The sequence below is a fragment of the Erwinia sp. AnSW2-5 genome, from assembly GCF_045107195.1.
Classification (GTDB): domain Bacteria; phylum Pseudomonadota; class Gammaproteobacteria; order Enterobacterales; family Enterobacteriaceae; genus Erwinia.
The window spans coordinates 1-26,413 of the sequence record NZ_JBJGXA010000018.1 but is presented as its reverse complement, the minus strand read 5'-3'; the positions used below and the strand labels follow the sequence as shown (position 1 = coordinate 26,413).

The following is a 26,413-nucleotide window of genomic DNA, read 5'->3' as shown; positions in this document are numbered from 1 at the left end:
CATTTTCGCCAGACGGGAAAATGAAGTATGAGCGAAGCGGCAGAAAAAGTGCGGGCCAGGAGGGAATTATTTATTCCACTCTGGCCCACAGGAGAATGTGTGATGGGTCATGCGAATTAACTGTCTGGTTTATCCGTTGGCTCCAGAGGGAAACAACACCACGCCGGATACTTTGGTATAGGCACTGTTGACCGATTTCTGACGCCCGGCCTGCTGTATCAAACCGGAAATCTCATCCTGACGATATTTCAGCAGTTTCTTTAACTCTGCTTCGTTATCAAGGATATGACGCAGTATCGGGCGTAGTTGCTCCTGAGTGTGCGTCGGTACCGGTTCGTTTTGCGTGGCTTTCGCCAGTTTTTCAACAGCATTGAGGTAGTTAACTTCCATATCAATCAGTGCGTCCCACTGTCCTTCGCCAGCCAGACGCAGCATAGACTGACTGTGAGTCAAAATTTCCTGATAAATCGCGAGCAGATGTGGGGCAATGTTCATGTATACAGAGTCCTAAACCAGAGCGGTTGTGCCAGAAACCTCTTTCCAGGCATCGGCGATATTGCGCAACAGCGCTTCAACTTCTTCAATTATTTCTGCATTGTTATCGATATTCGCACGCAGCAGGCGGTGTACCATATAGCGGTACAGTCCGAGCAGGTTCTGCGTTAATTCATCTTCACTGGTTTCATCCAAACCCAGCTTCAGGCCGTTTTCGATAATGTTAATGGCTTTGGAGAGCGACTCTCCTTTTTTGCCCATATTGCCGTCCTGCAAAAAAAGCCGTGCGCGAACCAGGGCACTGAGTGCCCCGTCGAACAGGAGAGTGATCAGCTGATCGTTGCTGGCACTCATCACTGCGCTTTCCACGCCGATTTTTGCATAGGCCTTGGTACCGCTTGCGCTATACATTATGACTCCTCACGGGCTATGAACTGCTGCTGGAGCTGGTTGACGTCGCGAATTGCGTCGTCAGGTAGCTACTGGTGGTGTTCAGCTTACTCATCATCACGTCCAGCGCAGTGAACTGGGTTTTTAAGCGAGCAATAGTGGCATCGATATTATCGCTGACCTTGTTGTACTGCTCGGTCAAATTGTTCAGGGTTTTGCTGACGCCATTGGTTGCTGCCTGGATCACGCCGGTGCTGGATAACCAGCTGGTCAGATTCGTGGCAAACTTAGTGGTAATCCCGGTGGTTTTACCGTCGCCAATGAACATCGCTTTAATGCCGTCCGGGTCTTTCGCCAGCGCCGCATCCAGTTTGGTCTGATCGGTGATCAGTTTTCCGTTGGTTGGGTCGGTGGTGATACCAATCTGCGACAGCGTTTTAAACGTTGAGGTGCTGGCCGTGTTGGTCAGCATATTTTTCATCTGCGTCTGAATTGAACGCAGGGTGCTGTCACCGAGCAGAGCACCGTTACTGGTGTCCTGTGCAGCCGTACCGGCATCAACCGCAGTATATTTGGTCAGCGCGTTAAGGCTGTCCTGCAGGGCATTATAGGCGGTGGCCCAGGCGGCAATGGTGCTGGATGCGCTGGTGGTGTCTTTGGTGATGGTCAGCGTCTGAGTGCCGGTGGTTTCGCCAGCCAGATTCAGCGTGATCCCTTCCAGCGCATCGCTGATGGTGTTGCTGCTGTTTTCAATCGCCACGTTGTTCACGGTGAGCTTGGCATTCTGTGCGGCCACGCTCTGGGTGACATTGCCACCTGTGGTGCCGTCATAGGTCAGCAGATCCTGCACCGCGCTGTCGCCGGTCACGCTGATGGTCGCCGCATTATCCGCACCGGTTTCATCTGAAGACAAAGACAGACGATAGCTGCCGTCGCCGGTTTTGATGATGCTGGCGGTCATGCCGGTATCCGCTTTATTGATCGCATCACGAATGCCGGTCAGCGAGGAGTTGGCTGCCGTGACGGTCACATCAACGGCTTTATCGCTTCCTGCCAGCTTGATCGAAATAGTGCTGTCCGCCGTCGCGAGTGCTGCGGTGTTACTGGTTTGTACCTTGGTCGTCAGGGTTTGCGCCGTTGCCAGCTGCGAAACCGCGATCGTGTATTTACCTGCGACTGCGCCGCTGGTGGTGGTCGCACTAAAGGCGGTGGAACTGCTGACGGTTTTGGTCGAGCTAAACAGATCGGCTTTGTTCAGTTTGTCATTGGCCGTCTGAAAGGTCGTCAGCGCACTCTTCATTGAGCTGTAAGCGCTCAGTTTGGCGGTGTAAGCCGTCTGCTGAGTAGAGATTGGCGTTAAGGCTGCCTTCTCTGCCGTCTGCATGCTGGTCAGGATGGTACTTAAATCGAGGCCGGAGCCGATACCGAGGGTAGAGATACTAGCCATGATGTTTCCTTTATTTAATCAGGACGGAGTATGAATACCGAGGTTATCGGCCACTGATGAACAAAGTTTACGATTTTTTGCGCAACGGCAATAAAGCGAATAACGGCAATAAGGAGGGGTATTTCGGCCAGTAGGGCAGAATGAAAAAAAATGGGGGGGGAGGGAAAAAAATTCTAAAGGTTATTGGTGGACAGACGATAACAACTTTGACGGCGATGAAGCCGGGGGGCAAACAAGCCCAACCACTTAACCCGAAATGATTTAACAGGAAACTTTATCATGGCACAAGTAATCAATACCAACAGCCTCTCGCTGATCACTCAGAACAACATCAACAAGAACCAGTCTGCTCTGTCTACTTCTATTGAGCGCCTGTCTTCTGGCCTGCGTATCAACAGCGCGAAAGACGATGCTGCTGGCCAGGCAATTGCCAACCGCTTCACCTCTAACATCAAGGGCCTGACTCAGGCTGCTCGTAACGCCAACGACGGTATCTCTGCTGCGCAGACTACTGAAGGCGCACTGTCAGAAATCAACAACAACTTACAGCGCGTTCGTGAACTGACCGTACAGGCAACTACTGGTACTAACTCTACCTCTGACCTGTCTTCAATCCAGGACGAAATCAAATCCCGTCTGTCTGAAATCGACCGCGTATCTGGTCAGACTCAGTTCAACGGCGTGAACGTACTGGCTAAAGATGGCAAAATGTCCATCCAGGTTGGCGCAAACGACGGTCAGAAAATTGACATCGACCTGCAGAAAATCGACTCTTCTACTCTGGGTCTGGGCGGTTTCTCTGTATCAGGTAACGCACTGAAAGTTGGCGATTCAATCACTCAGATCACTGGCGCTGCTGCAACTGCACCAGTTGCTGCTGACCTGTCAGCTGCTGCGACTTCACTGACTACTGCAACCGGCAAAACTGTTGATGCATCAAGCCTGACCCTGCACAACACCCTGACCTCAGCTGGCGCTGCAACTGCACAGTTCGTCGTACAGAGCGGTAGCGACTTCTACTCTGCCTCTGTCGACCACACCACTGGTGCAGTAACACTGAACAAAGCTGACGTTGAGTACACTGATACCGACAACGGTCTGACCACTGCGGCAACGCAGGCTGACCAGCTGATCAAAGTGGGTACTGACTCTACTGGCGCAGCTAAAGGCTTCGTGACCTTCCAGGGCAAAAACTACGCAACAACCGTTACCACTGCACTGGATGACGACAACACCAAAACGGGTACTGACAACAAAGTTACTGTTGAACTGTCAACTGCAACCCCGACTGCTCAGTTTGCTGGTGCGGCTTCTTCTAACCCACTGGCACTGCTGGACAAAGCAATTGCACAGGTTGATACCTTCCGTTCAAGCCTGGGTGCGGTACAGAACCGTCTGAACTCAGCGGTAACTAACCTGAACAACACCACCACCAACCTGTCTTCTGCTCAGTCACGTATCCAGGATGCTGACTACGCGGTTGAAGTTTCAAACATGTCTAAAGCACAGATCGTACAGCAGGCGGGTAACTCAGTGTTGGCTAAAGCTAACCAGGTTCCACAGCAGGTTCTGTCTCTGCTGCAGGGCTAATCGATTTATCGGTAAGCATACGAAAGGCGACCTCGGGTCGCCTTTTTATTAAGGCAATAATTCGATTTTAAGCGGGACCGATTATGAAAGAGATTACAGTTGTTGAACCGGTTTTTGTCACTGACTTCAAGTGTGCAGGCAGTGCGTGCCGTGACCACTGTTGTAAGGGGTGGGATGTTACGCTGGATAAAACAACGGTTAATCGCTATCTGAAAAGCGCTCAGATTGAAATCAGAAATATTGCTTCTGAACATATTGTTAAGGTTAAAAAAAGCTTCCAGAGCTGGGGGGTAATGAAACTCAGCTCAAAAGTAAACTGCGCGTTTATGGATGAGGATAAATTGTGTAAGGTACACAAGCAGATGGGGCCGGCAGCACTGAGTCCGACCTGTGCGACGTATCCGCGTACTCAGCAGAACCATAAATACGAGGTCAATAAATCGCTGACCCTCTCCTGCCCGGAAGCAACGCAAAAACTGTTAAGCCGTCCGGATGCGATGCTGCTTAATCAGACTGTACAGATTCAGGCGGAAGCGAATAAAAACGAAGATGTTGATAATGAGCATAAATTAGTCAACCTGATGTGTGCCAATATGGTTAAAGCAGCAGGCTGTAACGCAAGTGAAGGTCTGTACGGTATTGCAATGTTACTGCTTCATCTTGAGCAGATGAAAAAAGAGCAGGGGTTTAATAGCGAAGCATTAGAGAATGATTATTTTAATATCATGGATGCTATCGGTAACGGTTCAGTGGCGCAGAGCATTGCAGGGATTAACAACAATCACGATCTGCAATGGTCATTGTTAATGCGGATGCAAACCTATTTCTCAAGCAAAGTTAAAACCCGCTCCGCTGATATTCTGCAGCATTACCTCATGAAGCTGGTGCATATTCAGATTAGTGATGCGAAAGGCCATGATATTGGTTCATCGATGACACGTCTTGACGCCGTGTGGAATGACAAAGTCATGCCGTGGATGGCAGAACGCCCGCATGTGATCAGCAATTATCTGCAATACCGTATTTACAGTGATTCGTTCCCTGGCTATCAGGGACGTTCACCGCTCGCCAGCCTTTATCTGCTGACCGCTGAGTGGTTTATGATTCGATCGCTGATTGCTGCCTGCGTAGAGCTGGTGGGCGCTATTGATGAACATGATATTGTCAATATTATCTATAGCTTCCATGCCGTGACGAAACATAATAATTCCTCTATGGCTGCTTTCTTTGAAGAAATTGACAATGTCAAAGTGAACGACGACCTGTCTTTGATTTATCTTTTGAAGTAATTGTTCTTTTATATTAAATCCTTTTTACCTTAATTAAATCCCGCGACTGCGGGGTTTTTTCTCTCTGGAGTGTGCTATGCGCTTCAATTATGACTTGTTACCTGGGGAACTGCTGCCGTTTGAGGAGATAAACGACCGCTACAGCAGAAAGTACCCCGACGATAAATCGTTGACGACCCGAGGGTTGCTGAGTCCGTCGACCTCCAGCAAAAACTGGACTATCCGCGCGATCTTTGCCAGCAAAGACTGCCATATTCCGCTGGAAGACTTACTGTTTATTACCAATGATAACGAACGTAAAAATTACCTTCAGCGCTTCGAGCACTATTTGCAGCGTCAGGAGAGTTTTCTCTATTTTCGCCGTCCGCTGGAACCCACACCCTGGAATACCTGGAAGGTGATGGGGGAGAGCAAAGTGCTGGCGATGCTGGATCCGGCGTCGATCATGGCGCAAAGCCTGTTACAGCAGCGGGGTTACACCCTGACGCTGTTACGCAGCGATGAAGATGATGAATACTGGCAGCTGTACGATCGCCAGTCTCAGCCCTGTTTTGAATACTCGCGTCAGCTGCAATTTATTGTGGTGCTGACGTCACCGCTGTTGCCGCCGCCGGCCGGTGTCATTCAGGGCACGCAGGTGGGGCGACGGGTGAAAGCCCGGCTGTGGCACCGTGCCAGTCATCATGAGTTCAGTCACGCGGTACGCGCACGTTACGGTGCCTGTGTGATTACCGGCACACTGCTGACGGATGAGCATGCGTGGCCCTGGGTTGAAGCCTGTCATATCGACATGCGTGAGAATGAACAGGGCTTCCTGCTGGATAACAGCGCGGATAACGGCCTGTTCCTGCGCAGCGATCTGCACCGTCTCTTTACCAGCCGCAGAATGACCATCGATCCCTTAAACGGAACGGTACATTTTCGCCGCACATTGCAGGAAGATCAGGCCCTGTTACCGTATTATCAGGAACTGGAAGGGAAAGTGTGTGCGCTGTGGCAGCAGGTGCCGGAGAACACTCGCCACCGTCTGCTGCGCAAAGTTTGACCTTTTTTATTCTGAGGGATCCCCGCATCGAAAAATCGCGTCACGGGGATCGTTCAACCGCACAAAAATGAAATAACCCGCCTTTTTAACCGCTATTCCCCCAATCAATCTGCCCTACAGAAACAGATAATCGTGCCGATAACTTAATTACAGCAGGGTAGGTCAGAGTGAACGATCTATATACCGCCGATGGCGTGATGGACAAACATTCTCTGTGGCAACGATACATACCGCTGGTTCGCCATGAAGCGTTGCGCTTGCAGGTTCGTCTGCCAGCCAGCGTCGAACTGGATGACCTGTTACAGGCGGGAGGCATCGGGCTACTGAATGCCGTAGAGCGTTACGACGCACTACAAGGCACCGCATTCACGACATACGCCGTACAGCGTATCCGTGGGGCAATGCTTGATGAACTTCGCAGCCGCGACTGGGCACCCCGCAGCGTGCGCCGTAATGCGCGCGAGGTGGCGGGTGCCATGCATCAGGTGGAGCAGGCGTTGGGGCGCTCAGCCACCGAGCAGGAAGTGGCTTCGCAGTTAGATGTCTCGCTGGAGGAGTACCGGCAGATCCTGCTGGATACCAATAATAGCCAGTTGTTCTCTTACGACGAATATCGTGAAGAACACGGTGACAGCGCAGAGCTGGTGACGGACGGCCATGAAGAGGCCAATCCGCTGCATCAGTTAATGGAAGGGAGTCTGCGCGAACGTGTCATTGAAGCAATTGAGGCTTTGCCCGATCGCGAAAAAATGGTGCTGACGCTGTATTACCAGGAAGAGCTGAATTTGAAAGAGATTGGCGCAGTGCTTGAGGTGGGCGAGTCCCGTGTCAGCCAGCTGCACAGTCAGGCGGTCAAACGCCTGCGCGCCCGGTTAACGGGAGCGCGCTGACGGAGTCAGTTTTGCACTCTCAACACCAACCGGGGAATCTCGAATGGGATCCAAAACTAAAATGAGGCCATTGAGCCGTTATTTGAAAGACTACAAACACAGCCAAAGCAACTGCTCGCATTGCGGAAAAGTATTAGACCGCATGGCACTGGTTTTTCGTGGTCAGATCATTAACAAAGAGGCCATCGCCCGGATGGATCAGCTGATCGACGATCAGGTCTGGTTAAAATTACAGAATGAGCTTACGGCGTTGTGCCGTTTTTGTAGCGACATTTATTGCAACACGCATCCGACTTACTTTGACATCATGGCATTCAAACAGTACCTGTTCGAGCAGACTGAAATGAGCCACAGTACCATTCGCGAATATGTTGTTCGCCTGCGTCGTCTTGACGATATGCTCTCAGCACGAGGTTTCCCGGCAGAGCGGCTGAGTGGCCCAAGCTGGCATGAATGCCTCGCAAATGACTTACCGGATGCGGGGAATAACAACTACCGCATCGCGCTGCGTAAATATGATCAGTTCCTCGGCTGGCAGCGTAATTAACGGTATCGATGATAAGAAGATGACCATCAGGTCATCTTCTGCAACACTGTAAGGATAACCTGAACGCCTGCTATGGAGGCCGCGTTGTCCTTACACAATATTGCTAATTTTCCCCGTCTTGAACTGCTGGGGTCACCCACGCCTTTAGAGCATCTTCCCCGTCTGTCTGATTACCTCGGCCGCGATATCTTTATCAAACGTGACGATGTCACGCCGGTAGCCCTGGGAGGTAACAAACTCAGAAAGCTCGAATTTATTGCGGCCGATGCGCTGCGTGCCGGGGCTGACGTTCTGCTGACAGCGGGCGCAATTCAGTCCAACCATGTGCGCCAGACTGCCGCAGTGGCCGCGAAACTGGGCCTGAAGTGCGTGGCGCTGCTGGAAAATCCGATTGGCACCACGGCTGAAAACTACCTCAGCAACGGCAACCGACTGCTGCTGGAGCTGATGAGCACCGAGATTGTCATGGTTGATGCTCTGCATGCACCGGATGCGCAGCTTGAACAGCAGGCGACGCGACTGGAGGCACAGGGCTTCCGTCCCTATATGATCCCGGTGGGCGGCTCGAATGCGCTGGGGGCGCTGGGCTACGTTGACTGCGCACAGGAAATTGCCCATCAGAGTGAAGGTGTGGTCGACTTTGCTGCGGTGGTGGTGGCTTCAGGCAGTGCAGGCACTCATGCCGGGCTGGCCGTTGGGCTGGAACATCTGCTGCCTGAGACGGAACTGGTGGGCGTTACCGTTTCGCGCAAGGCGGCCGATCAATTACCGAAGGTGGAGAAAATCCGTCAGGAACTGGCCCGGTCGCTGGAGATGGTGAGTTCAGCGCCGATCACGTTATGGGATGACTACTTTGCACCCCGCTACGGCGAGCCAAATGAAGAAGGCATGGAAGCGGTAAAACTGCTGGCCCGGCTGGAAGGGATCTTCCTCGATCCGGTCTATACCGGCAAGGCGATGGCGGGCCTGATCGATGGGATTGCCCGGAAGCGTTTTCGTCGTGAAGGGCCGATTGTGTTTATTCACACCGGAGGATCACCCGCGCTGTTTGCCTATCATCATTAAACGTTAATAAGGTTATTCTTAAAGTTTAATGATACCTGCCTGAAATCAGAGCATATTGCGGATAAGGGCAGGAAAAACGTTAAGGATTTGAAAGCATTCGGAACGCTTTCAGACGATCCTCATAGTGATCCGTAGAGTATCAAGGGATACTTTCGGAATAATATGATGAGATTGGGTTTTATTATTATGTCTGTTGCTGGCAAGCAAGAAGTCTTGTGGATTAATACCCTCAAGGGCGGGTGCATATTACTGGTGGTGCTGCATCACACCATAATTACCACCTTCATTCCCTCTTTGCAGTATCTCTCCGCCGGAATGATACCGGCTGAAATGTGGGTTGTGTTTAATAAATACCTTTCGCCGCTGCGTATGCCGGCCTTCTTTTTCGTCTCGGGTCTGCTGGCGGCCAGTGCCATCAGTAAAAAGAGCTGGAGCGAGGTATTTACTAAGAAATTCACTAATATTCTCTACCTCTATATTCTCTGGGGGGTGATTCAGTGGGCGAGTATCTACACTATTTCCGCCAATCTGATCGGCCAGAAACTCTCTACCGCCGTCAATGCCGCTTATGCCAGTTCGCCGCTGGAGTTCGTTAAGCTGCTGACGCTGTCGATGACCAGCCTGTGGTATCTGTATGCGCTGGCGGGCTATTTTATCGCGGCGAAGCTGTTCCATCGCCAAAAAGTGCTGCTGCTGGTGGGGGCTGTCCTGCTCAACTACGCCACGCAGTTTCATCTGGTGCCGGGCTGGGGACCTAACGGGGTGGTGCAGAATTTTGTTTACTTCGTTCTGGGGGCATTCTTCAGCCACACATTGGTGGAGATCAGCCAGCTGTCGCGCCGTCACCTGGCCCTGTTAGCCGCAATGGTACTGGTTGGGGTGGCGCATCATGCCGCCGGGATGATGAAAAACCCGTTTTACTGCATCGTGGCGATTGTCGCCGGGATTGTGCTGTGCCGGGCGCTGAACAACCGCTTCAATATGGGCTGGTTGAACTGGATTGGTCGCAACACGCTGCAAATCTACGTATTGCACCGCATCTTTATCGAACTGCTGGGCCTGACCATGCTGACGCTGGCAGTGAAATATGGCCTGTTCGACAACCAGGGCTTCTCGCTGGCCTGGGCGCTGGTGCTGCCGATTTTCGCGGTGACCATCACCACCTGTATTTCGCTGGTGGCCTGGAACCTGCTGAATCGCGGGCCGGGTAAAGCACTCTTTATGTACCCAAGGCTGCTGCGTAAACCGCAGCCTGCGGAGAAAGCCGCCAACAACGGCTGAAATTTCATAAAAGGCCGATGATATCGGCCTTTTTTATATCCGCTATGCACATCGGTATGACGGGTACATTTTTTTCGATACCAATAAAAAATATAAAACGACCGTGACGGAGGATGCCTTTCCCTTTTATCAATATCAGATGCTCACAGCAGGAGTATTGTCATGAATATGACGACCAAAAAAGATATCGCCTGGGTTAATACCCTGAAAGGCGGCTGTATTTTACTTGTGGTGCTTTATCACGTTGTACTTCCCGGTTATGCCGATATTGCTCCTTTACTGACCGCCGGGCAGTTACCGGCCAAACTGTGGCTGGCATTTAATAACCAGCTTTCCCCGTTGCGTATGCCGGCATTTTTCTTTGTTTCTGGCCTGCTGGCGGCCAATGCTATTCTGAATCGTCCGTGGAAGCAGGTATTCACCAGCCGCGTGACCAACCTGTTTTACCTCTATTTCCTCTGGGGATTGATTCAGTGGCTGATGATCAACGGCGTGTCGGTCAGCATGATGGGCGGGCATCTCTCAGGTAATATCAATGCCGCCTGGGCTGATTCGCCGTGGCAGTTTCTTAAGCTGATGCTGCTGGCGATGAGCTCTTCCTGGTATCTTTACGCCCTGGCGCTGTTTTTCCTGTTTGCCAAACTGTTTCGCCAGCAGAAACCGCTGATCCTGCTGGTGGCAGTAGGGCTGAACTATGCGGCGGTGACCGGCATCATCCCCGGCTGGGGTCCGGAAAGCCTGTCGCAATACTTTGTCTTCTTCGTGTTAGGCGTATTTTACAGCGAGATCCTGATCCGCTGGAGCGAATGGCGACGGGATAACCTGCTGCCCTGGGCGCTGCTGCTGGTGATGACAATCGCGCACAGCCTGCTGGGCCTGGAACAGAGCCTGTTCCTGTGCGTGCTGGCGATCCTCGGCTGTATTGCGCTCTGCCGCACCCTGAACCGGATATTTTCAATGCACTGGCTCAACTGGGTGGGGAAGAACACCTTGCAGATCTACGTCCTGCACCGCATCTTTATTGAGTTCTTTGGTCTGTCAGCAATCCTGTATGCCGTGGGTCATCAGCTGTTTGCCAGCAAGGCATTTTCGCTGTTGTGGGCCGTGGGTTTCCCTCCGCTGATGGTGGCTCTCTGCGTCGGCTGTTCGGTCGGCGTGTGGACGTTACTGAATCGCGGCTGGGGCCAGTCGCTGTTTATCTATCCTCGGCTACTGCGGATGAAGTTTGAAGGTTGAGAGAGAAGGGCGGACCGAAACAGAAGGTCCGCACCAGCACGTAGGGGGCGACCTTTTTTTCCGGTCGCCCCGTGTCGTTAACCGATGGTCATCAGGCTGGCATTCCCCCCGGCCGCCGCCGTATTCACACTCAGCGAACGTTCCAGCAGTAGCCGCTCCAGCAGCAGGTTCGTTTCCCCACGGGCAAAGCCCTGCACGGAAATAATCGCGCCGTCACGTGCGGCCACCGCCTGGCACACATCACGCAACTGGTCGGCATCACCGTGGTAAATCACCGCATCAATGGTTTTGCTCTCCAGTGGCTGCGCCGCAAAATCAATGCGCTGTTGTACCGCCGGAGGCAACGGCTGCCACAGGCTGCGATGGAGGTCATCTTCCGGCCACAGTGCGCGGCTGCCCACGGCGGTCACAGCCGCCAGCTGCACCAGTACATCCTGCTCGTTATCGGCCAGACACAGCACCTGCTCACGCGGCAGCAGGGTAAAGGTGTTGCGTTCACCCGTTGGCCCTGGCAGCAGACGGATCGTACCGCCCTGGCCCAGTTCGGCAAAACGGGCACAGCAGGCCGCCAGATCGGGACGGTCAGCGGCCCACTCACTCAGCGCCTGATGCGCTGCCAGCAGTGCAGGGCGCAGTGCCGCATCAACAGGGCGCTCTTTGTCCTGGCGATTGAGAGTAACGCACAGCGCGTTATCCGGGCGCGACGACAGCAGACGATAAAGGTAAAGCGGGCCACCGGCTTTCGGCCCGGTCCCGGACAGACCTTCGCCGCCAAACGGTTGCACACCCACCACGGCACCGACCATATTGCGGTTAACGTAGAGGTTGCCCACGTGCGCCTTCTGCACCACCCGCTGGATCGTCTCATCGATGCGCGTATGCACGCCCAGCGTCAGTCCGTAACCGGAGGCATTGATCTGCTCAATCACCTGCGGCAGGGTATTGCGCGCATAGCGCACCACGTGCAGTACCGGACCGAAGATCTCTTTCGTCAGATCCTCCACCTTGTTCAGCTCAATCAGCGTTGGCATTACAAAGGTGCCGTTCTGCCATTCGCGGCGGCCCGCTGCCTGCGGCTGTGCCGCCTGGAACACGGTAAAGCCTTTACTGCGCATCGCCTCGATGTGTTGCTCAATGCCTTCTTTGGCTTCGGCATCAATCACCGGACCAATATCGGTGGAGAAACGCTCCGGGTTGCCCATCCGGCATTCGGCCATAGCGCCACGCAGCATGGTTAACGTGTGTTCGGCCACATCATCCTGCACGCACAGCAGGCGCAGGGCGGAGCAACGTTGCCCTGCGCTGTCAAAAGCAGAGGCCACGATGTCGGTCACCACCTGTTCGGTCAGGGCCGAGGAGTCGACGATCATCGCATTCATCCCGCCGGTTTCCGCCACCAGCGGCGTCGGGCGGCCCTGCGGATCAAGACGTCCGGCCAGATTGCGCTGTAGCAGGGTGGCAACGGCGGTCGAGCCGGTAAACATTACGCCGCGCACGCGGTCATCCTGCACCAGCTGGGCACCCACGGTTTCACCCGTACCCGGCAGCAGTTGCAGAGCACCAGGCGGTACGCCCGCTTCATGCAGAATGGCAACGGCCTGAGCCGCAATCAGCGGCGTCTGTTCTGCCGGTTTGGCCAGCACGCTGTTACCGGCGGCCAGTGCGGCGGCAATCTGCCCGCTGAAGATCGCCAGCGGGAAGTTCCACGGGCTGATGCACACCACCGGGCCGAGCGGACGGTGAGTTTCATTATCGAAGTCGTCACGCACCTGACCTGCGTAATAGTGCAGGAAGTCCACGGCTTCACGCACTTCAGCAATGGCATTACTGAAGGTTTTACCGGCTTCACGCACCAGAATACCGATCAGGCGCTGCATTTGGCCCTCCATCATCACGGCGGCGCGCTCCAGAATGGCGGCACGCTCCTGCGGCGGGGTGGCGAACCAGATAGGTCCGACGCTGGCGGCGGCATCCAGCGCGGCCGACACTTCGTCCGGGGTCGCATTACGCACATAACCCACCACATCCAGCGGTTCAGCTGGGTTGATCACCGGGATGCTATCGCCGGAGGCCAGAGGTCCATCAATCAGCGGTTGCACCTGCCAGGTCTGACTGGCGCTGTTCAGCAACGCGCTGGACAGTGAAGCCAGGCGGTGTTCGTTGGCGAGATCCAGCCCGGACGAGTTTTGACGGTGTTCGCCATACAGATCACGCGGTAACGGAATTTTCGGATGGGGCAGACCGACGGCGCCTTCGCTGCGTGCCAGCGCTTCCACGGCAGACACCGGATCGGCCACCAGTTCGTCCAGCGGCAGGGTGGCATCGGCAATGCGGTTCACGAAGGAGGTATTCGCACCGTTTTCCAGCAGGCGGCGCACCAGGTAGGCCAGCAGCGTTTCATGGGTGCCGACCGGGGCATAAATACGGCAAGGGCGGTTGAGTTTACCGTCGGCGACTTTCCCCACCACCTGCTCGTACAGCGGTTCTCCCATGCCATGCAGACACTGGAATTCATACTGGCCGGGATAGTAGTTGTTACCTGCCAGCTGGTAGATTGCCGCCAGCGTATGGGCGTTGTGGGTGGCGAACTGCGGATAAATCAGGTTCGGCACCGCCAGCAGTTTGCGTGCGCAGGCGAGGTAGGAGATGTCGGTGTAGACCTTGCGCGTGTAGACCGGATAGCCTTCCAGCCCATCTATCTGGGCGCGTTTTATTTCACTGTCCCAGTAGGCGCCTTTCACCAGACGGATCATCAGGCGGCGACGGCTGCGCTGCGCCAGGTCGATCAGATAGTCGATCACCATCGGGCAGCGTTTCATATAGGCCTGGATCACAAAGCCAATACCGTTCCAGCCTTCCAGCTCCGGTTCAAAGCAGAGTCTTTCCAGCAGGTCGAGCGACAGCTCAAGGCGATCGGCTTCTTCGGCATCAATATTGATGCCGATATCGTAGCTGCGTGCCAGCAGAGTCAGCGACTTCAGGATCGGGTACAGCTCTTCCATCACGCGTTCATATTGCGCGCGGCTGTAACGTGGGTGCAGGGCCGAAAGCTTGATGGATATCCCCGGACCTTCATAGATGCCGCGGCCGTTAGACGCTTTACCAATAGCGTGGATCGCCTGCTGATAAGAGAGCAGGTAAGCTTTGGCGTCCTGCGCCGTCAGCGCGGCTTCACCCAGCATATCGTAGGAGTAGCGGAAACCGGTCTCTTCCAGCTTGCGGGCATTGGCCAGCGCTTCGGCGATGGTTTCCCCAGTCACGAACTGTTCGCCCATCAGGCGCATCGCCATATCGACCCCTTTACGGATCAACGGCTCTCCGCTCTTGCCGATAATGCGGTTGAGCGAACGCGACAGGTTAGCTTCGTTATGGGTCGAGACCAGGCGGCCAGTAAACAGCAGACCCCAGGTCGCGGCATTCACGAACATCGACGGGCTGCGGCCAAGGTGAGAATGCCAGTTACCGTTGCTGATTTTATCGCGGATCAGGGCATCACGCGTTGGCTTGTCAGGAATACGCAGTAAGGCTTCAGCCAGGCACATTAACGCCACGCCTTCCTGGGAGGAGAGTGAAAACTCCTGGAGCAGACTTTGCACCATTCCGGCGCGTCCGCCTGCCCCTTTTTGGTGACGAAGCTTGTCTGCCAGCTGGTAAGCAAGACTATGGGTGGACTCTGCCAGCGGCTGCGGTAAACGTGCCTGTTCCAGCAGCATGGGCACCGCTTCAGTCTCTGGTCGACGCCAGGCGGAAGTGATGGCGGCACGGGCGACCGACTGCGGCAGGATTTGCTCGGCAAAATCCAGGAAGGGCTGATGTGCCTCTTCCGGTGGGCGTACGTCGCTTTCTACCACGAGGGTGCTGGTCGGTATCTCGGCCAGCGTGGCGCCTTGCTCAATCTGTTGCAGATAGTTGAAAATGGCCTGCTTAATCAGCCAGTGTGGGGTGCGGTCAATGTGCAGCGCAGCCTGTTTAATTCGGTCACGCGTTGCATCGTCCAGTTTGACGCCCATGGTAGTTGTGCCCATGCCTTACTGCTCCTGAATCAGTGGATGACAAATGATAGGGTGCAATATCACTGATGTTGCAACTTTGTGCAACCTCGTTAAATGTGACCCTGTCCTCAATCTTAAAAACTGGCTTTTTGTTAACGTTTAAAAAGCGGCATGGATATTGCTGCAAGAAACTCGCCAGGTTTAAAAAAGCCCATAATCCCTGGGTTGTATAAGGTTTATGTGCGGGTGCAACCCGATGAAATGTGATGCAGTGCAACCTGTCAACATTTAATCGTAACAACCTGGTGAAATGGATGTGCTTGCTGTGTTAAATCGTTTGTGCCACACAGCCGTTTACGGCAGGATACCGCCCCCGGCTGGATGCCACCCCCGTGCGCTGCGTTGCTAAGTTCCGGCATCACACGCATATGCAGCCTCCCGCTGTGGAAACTAATAATAAGTGGAGAACCTGAATGACTGTAAGTACACCTATGATGGTGACATTTTGTGTTTATATTCTCGGCATGGTGTTGATTGGTTTCATCGCGTACCGTTCAACGAAAAACTTTGATGACTATATTCTGGGCGGCCGCAGTCTGGGCAGCTTTGTCACCGCACTCTCAGCGGGTGCTTCAGATATGAGCGGCTGGCTGCTAATGGGCTTGCCGGGGGCCATCTTCCTGTCCGGGATTTCCGAGAGTTGGATCGCCATTGGCCTGACGCTGGGCGCGTATCTTAACTGGAAGTTTGTGGCGGGGCGTTTGCGTGTGCAGACTGAGCATCACGACAATGCCCTGACGCTGCCGGACTACTTCTCCAGCCGTTTTGAAGATACCAGTAAGTTGCTGCGTGTGATCTCGGCGCTGGTTATCCTGGTCTTCTTCACTATTTATTGTGCCTCTGGCGTGGTGGCGGGGGCGCGACTGTTCGAGAGCACCTTCGGTATGAGCTATGAAACTGCACTGTGGGCCGGGGCGGCCGCCACTATTGTTTATACCTTTGTGGGCGGTTTTCTCGCGGTAAGCTGGACCGATACCGTACAGGCCAGCCTGATGATTTTTGCGCTGATCCTGACGCCAGTGATGGTGATCCTCGCCGTGGGAGGGCTGGATGATGCGATGAAAGTTATTGAAGCCAAAAGCCTCGAGAACATCGATATGCTGAAAAACCTCAATTTTGTCGCCATCATCTCGCTGTTAGGCTGGGGGCTGGGCTATTTCGGTCAGCCCCATATTCTGGCGCGTTTTATGGCCGCAGACTCCCACCGCTCCATACGTACGGCACGTCGTATCGGTATGACCTGGATGATCCTGTGCCTCGCGGGTGCGGTTGCTGTGGGCTTCTTTGGTATTGCTTACTTCCAAAACAATCCTGCGCTGGCGGGCGAGGTTTCACAGAATAGCGAACGTATCTTTATTGAGCTGGCACGTCTTCTGTTCAACCCGTGGATTGCCGGTATCTTGTTGTCAGCGATCCTGGCGGCGGTGATGTCAACATTGAGTTGCCAGCTGCTGGTATGCTCAAGCGCACTGACAGAAGATTTGTACAAAAGCTTCCTGCGCAAGGGTGCCAGCCAGCGTGAGCTGGTGTGGGTAGGTCGTTTGATGGTGCTGCTGGTGGCGGTGATTGCCATTGCGCTGGCCGCTAACCCGGGCAACCGTGTGCTGGGTCTGGTGAGCTACGCCTGGGCTGGCTTCGGTGCTGCCTTTGGTCCGGTGGTGCTGTTCTCGCTTATCTGGAGACGTATGACGCGTAACGGCGCACTGGCGGGTATCATCGTGGGTGCGGCCACCGTGCTTATCTGGAAACAGTACGCATGGCTTGACCTCTACGAGATCATTCCTGGTTTCCTGTTCGCCAGTATCGCGATTGTCGTATTCAGTCTGCTGGGCAAAGGGCCATCCGCTGCTGCTGAGCAGCGTTTTGATGCCGCTGAAGCCGAATATCAGGCTGACTAAATGCTTCTCCTTCGCTGGTGCCGTCAGGTGCCAGCGAATTTTTCCCACCTCGCAAAACACGAAAATATCCTCCCGCCATCTTGTAATTACCCGCACGATAATGATAATCGGTATCGTTTTTATTTTACTTATCTTTACGGGTTTTGACCTAATTTCACGCTTTGAGGTGTATGGCATGTTTGTTCCGTTTCTCATTATGTTACGCGAAGGATTGGAAGCGGCGCTGATTGTCAGCCTGATCGCCAGTTACCTGAAGCGCACCCAGCGCGGCCAGTGGTTTGGCGCCATGTGGATTGGCGTGTTTGTGGCTGCCGCCCTGTGCCTTGCGCTTGGCTGGTTTATCAACGAAACCACGGGTGAGTTCCCGCAGAAAGAGCAGGAGCTGTTTGAAGGCCTGGTCGCCGCTGTTGCCGTGGTGATCCTCACCTGGATGGTTTTCTGGATGCGTAAAGTCTCGCGTAACGTGAAGGCACAGCTGGAAGATGCTGTTGATAGCGCCTTACAGAAGGGCAACAGCAGCGGCTGGGCGCTGATCATGATGGTGTTTCTTGCCGTGGCGCGTGAAGGTCTGGAATCTGTCTTCTTCCTGCTGGCTGCATTCCAGCAGGATGTCGGCTATGCGCCACCGCTGGGTGCGATGCTCGGCCTTGGCACGGCGGTCGTGCTGGGTATGCTGATTTACTGGGGCGGGGTGCGTCTTAACCTGGCCAGCTTCTTTAAATGGACCAGCCTGTTCATTATTTTCGTCGCAGCCGGACTGGCCGCAGGGGCGATACGCGCCTTCCACGAAGCCGGGTTGTGGAATCACTTCCAGGACGTGGCGTTTGATTTAAGTAACACGCTGACCACTCACAGCGTTGTTGGCACTTTGCTGGAGGGCCTGCTGGGCTACCAGGAAGCGCCAAGCGTCAGTGAAATCGCGGTGTGGTTTATCTATCTGGTGCCTGCGTTGCTGCTGTTTGCACTGCCTGCGCGCTCTGTATCGACCTCGGTGCGTTCCACGCGCTGAATCTGTCTGGCAGGCGGATAGCCTGCCGCTCACAACACTTTGACTGGGATGACTCTATGACCACACACTTTCGCCGCCACGCACTGAATGCTGCGCTGCTGGCCGCTCTGACTTCGTCCGGCGCGGCGCTGGCTGCCGATATCCCACAGGTTAACGTCAGCGTGACGGATAAACAGTGTGAGCCAATGACACTGACCGTGGAGGCGGGCAAAACGCAGTTCATCATTAAGAACAACAGCCAGAAAGCGCTGGAGTGGGAGATCCTGAAAGGTGTGATGGTGGTGGAAGAGCGTGAAAATATCGCGCCATCCTTCACGCAGAAGCTGACCGCGAATCTGGAAGCGGGTGAGTACGATATTACCTGCGGCCTGCTGAGTAACCCGAAAGGCAAGCTGATTGTTAAAGCTAACGGCAGTAAAGTGAACGACGGCAAGCCAGATGTGCTGCAACTGGTTGGCCCGATTGCGGATTATAAGCTGTATGTGACGCAGGAAGTGGCCCAGCTGGTCAGCAAAACTAAAGCGTTCACGGACGCCGTGAAAGCGGGCGATGTGGCGAAAGCGAAAGCCCTGTTTGCACCGACCCGTCAGCATTACGAGCGCATTGAACCGATTGCTGAATTGTTCTCCGATCTCGACGGCCAGATTGATGCCCGTGAAGATGATTTCGAGAAGAAAGCAGAGGACCCTAACTTCACCGGCTTCCACCGACTGGAAAAAGTGTTATTTGCGGATAACACCACCAAAGGTATGGATAAATTCGCCGACCAGCTGTACAAAGATGTGCTTGATCTGCAGACCCGTATCAGTGAACTGGCTTTCCCTCCGGGCAAAGTGGTTGGCGGTGCTGCCGGTCTGATTGAGGAAGTCGCTTCCAGCAAAATTTCGGGTGAAGAAGACCGCTACAGCCGCACTGACCTGTGGGATTTCCAGGCCAACGTCGATGGTGCGCAGAAGATCGTGAATCTGCTACGTCCGCTGGTGCAGAAATCGAACCCTAAACTGCTGGCGAAAGTGGACGGTAACTTTAAGAAAGTCGACGCCATTCTGGCGAAGTACCGTACCAAAGACGGCTATGAATCTTACGAAAAATTGACTGATGCCGATCGCACGGCACTGAAAGGTCCCATCACGGCGCTGGCCGAAGACCTTTCCCTGCTGCGCGGCACACTCGGCCTGGATTAATCAGAAATGGCAAAACCTGTTGACGGGGTGGCGCTAGCGTCACGTCGTCGTTTACTGAAAGGAATGGGCATCCTCAGTGGTGCCCTGGCAGTGGCGGGCGGTTGCCCGGTTCATGCGGCCAGTGACGAGAAAACCTCGTCACCCGGAACGCTGTCACCTGGCGCCCGCCAGGAACGTCAGCCGTTCTATGGTGCGCATCAGGCCGGGATCACCACGCCACAGCAAGCGTCAATGATGCTGGTGGCCTTTGATGTGCTGGCCACGGACAAAGCCGATCTGGTGCGTTTGTTTCGCCTGTTAACCGAACGCATTGCGTTTCTGACCACGGGGGGAAAAGCCCCGTTGGTGACCAACCCGCAGTTGCCACCGATGGATTCCGGTATTCTGGGGGATGAGATCTACCCGGATAACCTCACCATTACTGTTTCTGTTGGCACATCCCTGTTTGACGAGCGTTTCGGTTTGCAGGCGTTGAAACCGCTGAAATTACAGCGGATGACGCGTTTCCCTAACGATTCACTCGATGCCAGTTTGTGCCACGGTGATGTGCTGTTGCAGATTTGCGCCAATACCAATGACACCGTCATCCACGCGCTGCGCGATATTATCAAGCATTCGCCGGATCTGCTCAGCGTTCGCTGGCGGCGTGAAGGGTTTATCTCTGACCATGCGGCACGCAGTAAAGGCAAAGAAACGCCAATCAATCTGCTGGGCTTCAAGGACGGTACGGCGAACCCGGACAGCACCGACGGTCACCTGATGGACACTATTTTGTGGGTGACCAAAGCGCAGGGTGAACCTGCGTGGACGCTGGGCGGCAGCTATCAGGCGGCGCGCATTATTCAGTTCCATGTGGAATTCTGGGACCGTACGCCGTTACGTGAACAGCAAACCATCTTTGGTCGTGAGAAGCACAGCGGCGCGCCACTGGGCATGCACCAGGAGCATGATGTGCCGGATTATGCCAGCGATCCCAATGGGGATGTTATCCCGATGGACGCGCATATCCGTCTGGCGAACCCGCGCACGCCGGAAACGCAAAACAGCCTGATGCTGCGTCGCGGTTACAGTTATTCTCTCGGCGTCTCCAATTCCGGGCAGCTGGAAATGGGGCTGTTATTTGTCTGTTATCAGCACGATTTAGAGAAAGGTTTTCTTACCGTGCAAAAACGACTCAATGGCGAAGCGCTGGAAGAATATATAAAACCGATCGGCGGGGGGTATTTCTTCGTTCTCCCTGGCGTTGCTGATGCGCAACACTATCTGGCACAGGGATTGCTGGAGGCGTGATATTAATTAGCGGATTAATCTTAATCCGCTAATTCTAAGCCTGTCCCGTCTGGATGATTCTTAACATCAATAAAATTAATCTGATTAAAAATCACTCAGTTAATCTTTCCCTTCTCGCTATTGTTAATAAAAAGATTAACATAACCTCATGATTTTAATCGCATTCATCTAATTGTCATAATAACGTTAAAAAAAGTGTTGCATTTCTTCGCTAATATGAAGAATATGAAATTGCTGTTGATTTTCGCATATAGTTTTCCACTCTGGAGATAGCGAATGCAGAAGTCCTTTACCGGGCCAGTCGTCAAAAAGTCTCATATCGCGAATATTTGCGAGGAAATCATTTCCTCTTCAGCTTTCTCTTCTTTCACAACTCAACGGCTACTCAATTCCTTTAACCCTTACCGGTGCATTGTGGGCATGATTTCTGCTGTGCATTTGTTCCAACGGCCAGACAAGGCTTAAAAGGAAGCCACGACCTCTAAAGCGTTCACGTAATCGCATCGATAGACGGATGCGGGAAATGAAACCAACTGTAAGGTGCCACTATGGGAAGACAGAAAGCAGTGATCAAAGCGCGTCGTGAAGCAAAACGTGTGCTTCGTAGCGATTCACGCAGTCATCGTCAGCGTGAAGAAGAATCGGTCACCTCGCTGGTGCAGATGGGTGGGCTGGACTCGATTGGCATGGCACGCGATACCCGCGACCATTCACCGATTGAAGCCAGAAATGAAGCTCAGGCGCACTATCTCCACGCCATAGAAAACAAAAAACTGATCTTTGCCACCGGAGAAGCCGGATGCGGTAAAACCTGGATCAGTGCTGCGAAAGCAGCTGAGGCCCTGATACATAAGGATGTCGACAGGATCATCGTGACTCGTCCGGTACTTCAGGCAGATGAGGATTTGGGATTCCTGCCGGGGGATATCTCCGAGAAATTTGCTCCGTACTTCCGGCCGGTATATGACGTTCTGGTTAAACGTCTGGGATCGTCCTTTATGCAGTACTGCCTGCGTCCTGAAATAGGCAAAGTGGAAATTGCGCCTTTTGCCTATATGCGCGGCCGTACCTTCGAGAACGCGGTGGTGATTTTGGATGAGGCGCAGAATGTCACCGCAGCCCAAATGAAAATGTTCTTAACCCGCCTTGGGGAAAACGTGACGGTCATCGTTAACGGTGATATCACTCAGTGTGACTTGCCAGCTCATGTGAAGTCTGGCCTCAGCGACGCGATGGCGCGCTTCGAGGAAGACGAAATGATTGGTGTGGTGCGTTTTGATAAAGAGGACTGTGTGCGTTCAGAGCTTTGCCAACGAGCGCTGCTCGCTTACAGTTAATCAGCGGTAATGCAGGGCGGTCTGTTATCGCCCTGCATGAATCAAAGCCCGACTCTGCCGGGCTTTTTTTATTTATCGATGCCGAAGCCTTGCTTCAAAATGGCTGGCTGCACATGCGGGAAATAAATATTCTGATAATAGCTGGCGGTGTTGTTGCCCCAGTTATCACCGTCGGTGCGCCCGGTACTGTTCCAGTGCGCCACCAGAACCTCGTTGTAAGCTTTAATCACCTCCGGTAATGAGGCGCTGTCATAGCGTTCTTCATGGCGGAAGCCTGCCAGCGACATGCGGGGTTTCTGCGGGGCGGGTTGATCGACATACCCCAGCACCACGCCCGCCACCGGGAAGGTCAGTTCAGGCAGATTCAGCAGCTCAATCATGGCTTCTGGTTCACGGCGGATACCCCCAATGGGCACCACACCAAGCCCGTGAGAACGGGCTGCCGTCATCACCGCACCCAGCGCAATACCAATATCCGTTGAGCCAGAGATCAGGCTTTCCAGGCTTTCATGCGCAATCTGCGTTTTCCCTTCTGCGGCAATGCCCAGCTGGCTTTTATGCATATCGAGTACGAAGGTGATAAAGACGGGCGCTTTGGCTATCCAGGGTTGTCCACCAGCCACTTCAGCAATGCGTGCACGGGTTGCCGGGTCACGCACCACCACCAGCGAGACCTGCTGCGAGTTAACGGAGGTCGGTGCCAGCCAGGCCGCTTCGATAATGTCATCAATAATGCTGTCGGCAATCGGTTTATCGAGGTAGCTGCGATCGCTGCGATGGCTTTTCAGCAGTTGGGTAATATCATTCATGGGATACCTGGTCGTTAAGATAGGGGACAATAAGGGAGTAAAGATAGTGAAGATGGGGATGTTCGAGTAGCCCGTTTGTGCGGCAGATCACATTTGCGCCATGCGGCCCGCCACAACAATGCGGTACCCCGTAGGGGGCGATCATCTTTTTCAATCGACCCGTGCTGACGATATCCACAAAACGGGCTGACCGAAACAGAAGGTCAGCCCCTACAGCAGAATATGGATTGGTTTGGTGAAAAACAGGCAAAAAAATGCCTGAACTTTCGCTCAGGCATTCTCTTAGAATATGGTGGTGAGAGAGGGGGATCACTCGCGCCATCCCTGGCGCTCGCCCTGCGGGCAGCCTGCGGCTGTGCAAAACGGCTATCCTGCCGTTTTGTCGAACCCTGACGAGGGTTCTTCACTCCCTCTCTCCACTGAATTACATGCAAAAAAATGCCTGAACTTTCGCTCAGGCATTCTCTTGGAATATGGTGGTGAGAGAGGGGTTCGAACCCTCGATACGTTGCCGTATACACACTTTCCAGGCGTGCTCCTTCAGCCACTCGGACACCTCACCATATTTTACTGCCGTCACCCGCAGGGGGTAACGGGGCGGTACTATAGGCAGTCGCCGTTAATGGGTCAAGTAGTATTTTTCCCTGTGCTTCTATTCGCTTAACTCATGAGCAATCGCAAAATTCCCGCAATCAGCACACCCGGCAATGAAATCTCACTGTCACATGACTGACACAGAAATGAAATAGTTGTATCGCAGACTGTGACTTAGAAATATTAAGACAAATTTATTCATGGAGATCGCCAATAATGAAACATAAAGCCTTTGCTCTTTCCCTGCTGACATCGCTGATTTGCTCCTCCGCCGTGGCGGATATCGCCACCTGGAATCGTGCTGCGCAGGGGGATATCACCCAGCCCGGCGGTGCGCGCCGTCTGACCGGTGACCAGACCGAGGCAATCAAAGCCTCGTTAAGCAGCACCACAGCGAAAAATGTCATTTTGCTGATTGGCGATGGTATGGGCGACTCTGAAATCACGGCAGCACGTAACTATGCGGAAGGGGCGGGCGGTTTCTTTAAAGGTATTGATGCGCTGCCGCTGACCGGACAGTACACCCATTACGCACTTGATAAAAAAAGCCATAAACCCGATTACGTCACTGACTCCGCCGCATCCGCAACGGCCTGGGCCACCGGGGTGAAGTCTTATAATGGCGCGATTGGTGTGGATGTGAACGGTAAAGACTATCCTTCGCTGCTGGAACTGGCCAAAGCAGCCGGGAAAGCCACAGGCAATGTATCAACCGCCGAGCTGGAAGATGCCACCCCGGCCGCGCAGATTGCCCATGTCACCTCGCGAAAATGCTACGGACCGGTAAAAACCAGTGAACTCTGTGCGACTAACGCGCTGGAAAACGGCGGTAAAGGCTCCATCGCCGAGCAGCTGCTGAATGCCCGTGCCGACGTCACCTTCGGGGGCGGCGGTAAAACCTTTAGCGAGACGGCGAAAGCGGGTGAATGGCAGGGCAAAACGCTGCACGAGCAGGCGCAGCTGCGCGGCTATCAGCGGGTGAACGATCTTGACGGTATGAACGGACTGAGCGAAGCGGGCAACGATAAGCCGGTGTTGGGGCTGTTTGCCGACGGCAATATGCCGGTGCGCTGGAAAGGCCCGAAAGCCACTTATCACGGTAACCTGGACGGCAAGCCGATCACCTGTGAAGTGAACGCCGAGCGTCCGGCCTCAACGCCAACGCTGGCCCAGATGACCGATAAAGCCATCTCACTGTTAAGCAGCAAGCAGCAGGGCTTCTTCCTTCAGGTGGAAGGGGCGTCTATTGATAAGCAGGATCATGCGGCTAATCCGTGCGGTCAGATTGGTGAAACGGTGGATCTGGATGAAGCCGTGCAAAAGGCGCTGGAATTTGCGCGTAAAGACGGCAACACGCTGGTGATTGTGACCGCTGACCATGCGCACTCCAGCCAGATTATTGCCAATGACAGCAAAGCGCCGGGCCTGACGCAGACGCTGATCACCAAAGACGGCAGCCCGATGACCATCAGCTACGGTAATTCCGAAGAGGATTCTCAGGGGCACACCGGCACGCAACTGCGTATCGCGGCGTATGGTCCTCATGCGGCGAACGTGGTCGGCCTGACGGATCAGACCGATCTGTTCTATACCATCAAGGACGCGTTAGCGATTAAGTAACCCTAAGATGATGGGGCGACGAGCGGTGCGTCGTCGTCCCCCCGTCCTGAGGTTGCCCAACGTTACTGTTGGCAGATGCGCAGTACCTCTGGGAATGGAATGCACACTGAGCTGCTCTTTTCCGAACCCGTAGTTTGTTGCAGGATCTTTTTAATGTGAGGCCGTATTTGCTTCACAAACTGTCGCGCCTCTTTCTCACCAAATGGATAGCCCATAATGTTTTCGCTCACCAGTTTGCACAACGCCAGATGTCCCGCACTGCCATCGGAATAGGTGAAATGGATATCCTGTAAGGTACGAGTGAAAATGCCCGCGCACTCTATCTTCCTTCCTTCCTCGTAATACAGATCGATCAGCAAGGCATCTGTCGGCAAATCGGGCCAGCCTTCATAGAGGGGCGTCAACACCGGGTTATCCGTTTGTGGCTGGCAGACGCGCTTTTTCTGCTCTTCCCGGAAAGCTTTTTCTCCGTCTTCGGACATCGCCTCATTATAAATAACCAGGTAAATATTCCTGTCTTTAGCGTCTGTGGGGCGGAGGCGTTCCAGTGCGTGAAGAGGCGCGGATGCTGTGCGGCCGGAACGCCGCTGTGACCATCGCTGCTGTGCGAGCAGCAAATCCTTATCGCTGATGACGCGCGATGTTTCCCACTGCGAATCAAACCATTGATGAATGGACGCGATTTGTCCGGGTTCCTCAGTTAGCAGACCGGCTTCATCCCACCAGGACTGCTCGCTGCCTTCAAGGTTTAACCCGTTGGCCGATAAGTTGGCAGAACCGATCAGCGCTTTTTTGGCCCCGGCGATGACTTTGGCATGCAGCTTGTCTGACTGGCGTATTGTCACACCCGGTCTATTACGCAGTATTTTGACCACTTCTGGATTCGTGGCCCCACTATCTAAATTACAAATCAGTCTGGCGCGCTGGCCCGCACGCGGGCAGATCAGCGTCTCTGCCCCTTTTCCCCAAAACGCCACTGCCGCCAGCAGTTCTTCCTCGTCTGCTGCCAGCGAGGTGACCGCCTGCTGATAATCTGAAGATGTCAAAAACATCGTATTCCCTCCTATCTTCCGAATAAGACTTTTCCCGGCAGCAATAGAACATGTTCCTGCTTCGGGCGCCTCGTTATTATCAAGGTAATGCTCCCTTTTCAGGCATTTTTCGATGGCGCAAACTCTGCTGCTGTGGTTTTCCATCTGGCTTGCCAGGCAGTATACCGCATCGGTCTGGTGGCGCTGGCAGGGTTAATTTCTGCGATGTTTTTCACCAACGATGCGGTACCTTGTAGGGGGCGATCATCCTTTTCGATCGACCCTTGCTGATGATGTGCACCAGACGGGCTGAC

Annotated in this window: 21 protein-coding genes and 1 tRNA gene; 14 read left to right on the top strand and 8 right to left on the bottom strand. The window is 53.9% G+C overall.

Annotated elements, in window-relative coordinates; genetic code table 11:
* Positions 1-129 precede the first annotated feature (129 nt).
* Genes fliT through fliD form a run of 3 tightly spaced genes read right to left on the bottom strand, consistent with a single transcriptional unit; the run spans position 130 to position 2,332 of the window.
* Positions 130-495 (bottom strand): flagella biosynthesis regulatory protein FliT, encoded by a 366-nt coding sequence (fliT, locus tag ACFL9S_RS14370; protein ID WP_405262576.1) that lies wholly within the window; start codon positions 493-495, stop codon positions 130-132.
* Positions 496-507: 12 nt separating this feature from the next.
* A complete protein-coding gene (gene fliS, locus ACFL9S_RS14365) occupies positions 508-906 on the bottom strand; it encodes a flagellar export chaperone FliS (RefSeq protein WP_405262575.1) in 399 nt (132 codons plus the stop codon).
* 16 nt (positions 907-922) lie between these two features.
* Positions 923-2,332, bottom strand: a complete 1,410-nt coding sequence (fliD, locus tag ACFL9S_RS14360; RefSeq protein ID WP_405262574.1) for a flagellar filament capping protein FliD — start codon at positions 2,330-2,332, stop codon at positions 923-925.
* 279 nt (positions 2,333-2,611) lie between these two features.
* Between fliD and ACFL9S_RS14355 the strand changes: the two genes are divergently transcribed.
* From ACFL9S_RS14355 to ACFL9S_RS14320, 8 genes are all read left to right on the top strand, one after another.
* Positions 2,612-3,922 carry a FliC/FljB family flagellin gene (locus ACFL9S_RS14355; protein ID WP_405262572.1) on the top strand — a complete coding sequence of 437 codons (1,311 nt, stop codon included), beginning with the start codon at positions 2,612-2,614 and terminating at the stop codon, positions 3,920-3,922.
* An 83-nt stretch (positions 3,923-4,005) separates the two neighbouring features.
* Positions 4,006-5,211 (top strand): flagellin lysine-N-methylase, encoded by a 1,206-nt coding sequence (fliB, locus tag ACFL9S_RS14350; protein ID WP_405262571.1) that lies wholly within the window; start codon positions 4,006-4,008, stop codon positions 5,209-5,211.
* A gap of 76 nt (positions 5,212-5,287) precedes the next feature.
* Positions 5,288-6,256, top strand: coding sequence for an HNH endonuclease signature motif containing protein (locus ACFL9S_RS14345; protein ID WP_405262570.1), 969 nt, complete (start codon positions 5,288-5,290; stop codon positions 6,254-6,256).
* A 167-nt stretch (positions 6,257-6,423) separates the two neighbouring features.
* Complete coding sequence (locus tag ACFL9S_RS14340) at positions 6,424-7,146, top strand: RNA polymerase sigma factor FliA (RefSeq protein ID WP_405262569.1); 723 nt, start codon at positions 6,424-6,426, stop codon at positions 7,144-7,146.
* Between the two features lie 43 nt (positions 7,147-7,189).
* The gene (gene fliZ, locus ACFL9S_RS14335; RefSeq protein WP_405262568.1) at positions 7,190-7,693 is read left to right on the top strand and encodes a flagella biosynthesis regulatory protein FliZ; all 504 of its coding nucleotides are present in this window, start codon (positions 7,190-7,192) and stop codon (positions 7,691-7,693) included.
* Between the two features lie 84 nt (positions 7,694-7,777).
* Positions 7,778-8,758: a D-cysteine desulfhydrase gene (locus ACFL9S_RS14330; protein ID WP_405262567.1), complete on the top strand. Its 981-nt coding sequence runs from the start codon at positions 7,778-7,780 to the stop codon at positions 8,756-8,758.
* Positions 8,759-8,944: 186 nt separating this feature from the next.
* Positions 8,945-10,039 carry an acyltransferase family protein gene (locus ACFL9S_RS14325; RefSeq protein WP_405262726.1) on the top strand — a complete coding sequence of 365 codons (1,095 nt, stop codon included), beginning with the start codon at positions 8,945-8,947 and terminating at the stop codon, positions 10,037-10,039.
* 162 nt (positions 10,040-10,201) lie between these two features.
* On the top strand, positions 10,202-11,275 hold the full coding sequence (locus ACFL9S_RS14320; protein ID WP_405262566.1) for an acyltransferase family protein: 1,074 nt from the start codon (positions 10,202-10,204) through the stop codon (positions 11,273-11,275).
* A 77-nt stretch (positions 11,276-11,352) separates the two neighbouring features.
* Here ACFL9S_RS14320 and putA read toward each other — a convergent pair whose 3' ends face one another.
* Complete coding sequence (gene putA, locus ACFL9S_RS14315) at positions 11,353-15,300, bottom strand: trifunctional transcriptional regulator/proline dehydrogenase/L-glutamate gamma-semialdehyde dehydrogenase (RefSeq protein ID WP_405262565.1); 3,948 nt, start codon at positions 15,298-15,300, stop codon at positions 11,353-11,355.
* Between the two features lie 440 nt (positions 15,301-15,740).
* Here putA and putP point away from each other — a divergent pair, with 440 nt between their 5' ends.
* The 5 genes from putP to phoH all read left to right on the top strand — a co-directional run bounded on the left by putP (position 15,741) and on the right by phoH (position 22,045).
* Positions 15,741-17,225, top strand: a complete 1,485-nt coding sequence (gene putP / locus ACFL9S_RS14310) for a sodium/proline symporter PutP (protein ID WP_405262564.1) — start codon at positions 15,741-15,743, stop codon at positions 17,223-17,225.
* A gap of 175 nt (positions 17,226-17,400) precedes the next feature.
* Positions 17,401-18,234: an iron uptake transporter permease EfeU gene (gene efeU / locus ACFL9S_RS14305; RefSeq protein ID WP_405262562.1), complete on the top strand. Its 834-nt coding sequence runs from the start codon at positions 17,401-17,403 to the stop codon at positions 18,232-18,234.
* Positions 18,235-18,290: 56 nt separating this feature from the next.
* Positions 18,291-19,418, top strand: a complete 1,128-nt coding sequence (efeO, locus tag ACFL9S_RS14300) for an iron uptake system protein EfeO (protein ID WP_405262561.1) — start codon at positions 18,291-18,293, stop codon at positions 19,416-19,418.
* Positions 19,419-19,424: 6 nt separating this feature from the next.
* Complete coding sequence (gene efeB / locus ACFL9S_RS14295; RefSeq protein ID WP_405262560.1) at positions 19,425-20,708, top strand: iron uptake transporter deferrochelatase/peroxidase subunit; 1,284 nt, start codon at positions 19,425-19,427, stop codon at positions 20,706-20,708.
* Positions 20,709-21,256: 548 nt separating this feature from the next.
* The gene (gene phoH, locus ACFL9S_RS14290) at positions 21,257-22,045 is read left to right on the top strand and encodes a phosphate starvation-inducible protein PhoH (protein ID WP_133841729.1); all 789 of its coding nucleotides are present in this window, start codon (positions 21,257-21,259) and stop codon (positions 22,043-22,045) included.
* A gap of 68 nt (positions 22,046-22,113) precedes the next feature.
* Here phoH and ACFL9S_RS14285 read toward each other — a convergent pair whose 3' ends face one another.
* The gene (locus tag ACFL9S_RS14285) at positions 22,114-22,854 is read right to left on the bottom strand and encodes a nitroreductase family protein (protein ID WP_405262558.1); all 741 of its coding nucleotides are present in this window, start codon (positions 22,852-22,854) and stop codon (positions 22,114-22,116) included.
* A gap of 474 nt (positions 22,855-23,328) precedes the next feature.
* Positions 23,329-23,416: transfer RNA gene (locus ACFL9S_RS14280), tRNA-Ser, on the bottom strand.
* A 248-nt stretch (positions 23,417-23,664) separates the two neighbouring features.
* Here ACFL9S_RS14280 and phoA point away from each other — a divergent pair.
* Positions 23,665-25,068: an alkaline phosphatase gene (phoA, locus tag ACFL9S_RS14275; protein WP_405262557.1), complete on the top strand. Its 1,404-nt coding sequence runs from the start codon at positions 23,665-23,667 to the stop codon at positions 25,066-25,068.
* A 62-nt stretch (positions 25,069-25,130) separates the two neighbouring features.
* On the opposite strand, the gene ACFL9S_RS14270 is transcribed toward phoA, so the two are convergent.
* Together ACFL9S_RS14270 and ACFL9S_RS14265 are read right to left on the bottom strand one after the other, a co-directional pair.
* Entirely contained in the window at positions 25,131-26,264 is a 1,134-nt protein-coding gene (locus ACFL9S_RS14270) for a hypothetical protein (RefSeq protein ID WP_405262556.1), read from the bottom strand.
* The coding region (locus ACFL9S_RS14265) for a hypothetical protein (RefSeq protein WP_405262555.1) at positions 26,219-26,413 on the bottom strand (195 nt) is incomplete at its 5' end. The genes ACFL9S_RS14270 and ACFL9S_RS14265, both read right to left, overlap by 46 nt.

What these genes read in the sequence shown, in the direction of transcription:
- efeU (WP_405262562.1), top strand. Translation starts at nt 17,401, where the DNA reads ATGTTTGTTCCGTTTCTCATTATGTTACGCGAAGGATTGGAAGCGGCG.
- ACFL9S_RS14285 (WP_405262558.1), bottom strand. Translation starts at nt 22,854, where the DNA reads ATGAATGATATTACCCAACTGCTGAAAAGCCATCGCAGCGATCGCAGC.
- fliZ (WP_405262568.1), top strand. Translation starts at nt 7,190, where the DNA reads ATGGGATCCAAAACTAAAATGAGGCCATTGAGCCGTTATTTGAAAGAC.
- ACFL9S_RS14270 (WP_405262556.1), bottom strand. Translation starts at nt 26,264, where the DNA reads ATGGAAAACCACAGCAGCAGAGTTTGCGCCATCGAAAAATGCCTGAAA.
- efeB (WP_405262560.1), top strand. Translation starts at nt 19,425, where the DNA reads ATGGCAAAACCTGTTGACGGGGTGGCGCTAGCGTCACGTCGTCGTTTA.
- fliT (WP_405262576.1), bottom strand. Translation starts at nt 495, where the DNA reads ATGAACATTGCCCCACATCTGCTCGCGATTTATCAGGAAATTTTGACT.
- phoA (WP_405262557.1), top strand. Translation starts at nt 23,665, where the DNA reads ATGAAACATAAAGCCTTTGCTCTTTCCCTGCTGACATCGCTGATTTGC.
- fliS (WP_405262575.1), bottom strand. Translation starts at nt 906, where the DNA reads ATGTATAGCGCAAGCGGTACCAAGGCCTATGCAAAAATCGGCGTGGAA.
- ACFL9S_RS14345 (WP_405262570.1), top strand. Translation starts at nt 5,288, where the DNA reads ATGCGCTTCAATTATGACTTGTTACCTGGGGAACTGCTGCCGTTTGAG.
- putA (WP_405262565.1), bottom strand. Translation starts at nt 15,300, where the DNA reads ATGGGCACAACTACCATGGGCGTCAAACTGGACGATGCAACGCGTGAC.
- fliD (WP_405262574.1), bottom strand. Translation starts at nt 2,332, where the DNA reads ATGGCTAGTATCTCTACCCTCGGTATCGGCTCCGGCCTCGATTTAAGT.
- putP (WP_405262564.1), top strand. Translation starts at nt 15,741, where the DNA reads ATGACTGTAAGTACACCTATGATGGTGACATTTTGTGTTTATATTCTC.
- phoH (WP_133841729.1), top strand. Translation starts at nt 21,257, where the DNA reads ATGGGAAGACAGAAAGCAGTGATCAAAGCGCGTCGTGAAGCAAAACGT.
- ACFL9S_RS14355 (WP_405262572.1), top strand. Translation starts at nt 2,612, where the DNA reads ATGGCACAAGTAATCAATACCAACAGCCTCTCGCTGATCACTCAGAAC.
- efeO (WP_405262561.1), top strand. Translation starts at nt 18,291, where the DNA reads ATGACCACACACTTTCGCCGCCACGCACTGAATGCTGCGCTGCTGGCC.
- ACFL9S_RS14325 (WP_405262726.1), top strand. Translation starts at nt 8,945, where the DNA reads ATGTCTGTTGCTGGCAAGCAAGAAGTCTTGTGGATTAATACCCTCAAG.
- fliB (WP_405262571.1), top strand. Translation starts at nt 4,006, where the DNA reads ATGAAAGAGATTACAGTTGTTGAACCGGTTTTTGTCACTGACTTCAAG.
- ACFL9S_RS14320 (WP_405262566.1), top strand. Translation starts at nt 10,202, where the DNA reads ATGAATATGACGACCAAAAAAGATATCGCCTGGGTTAATACCCTGAAA.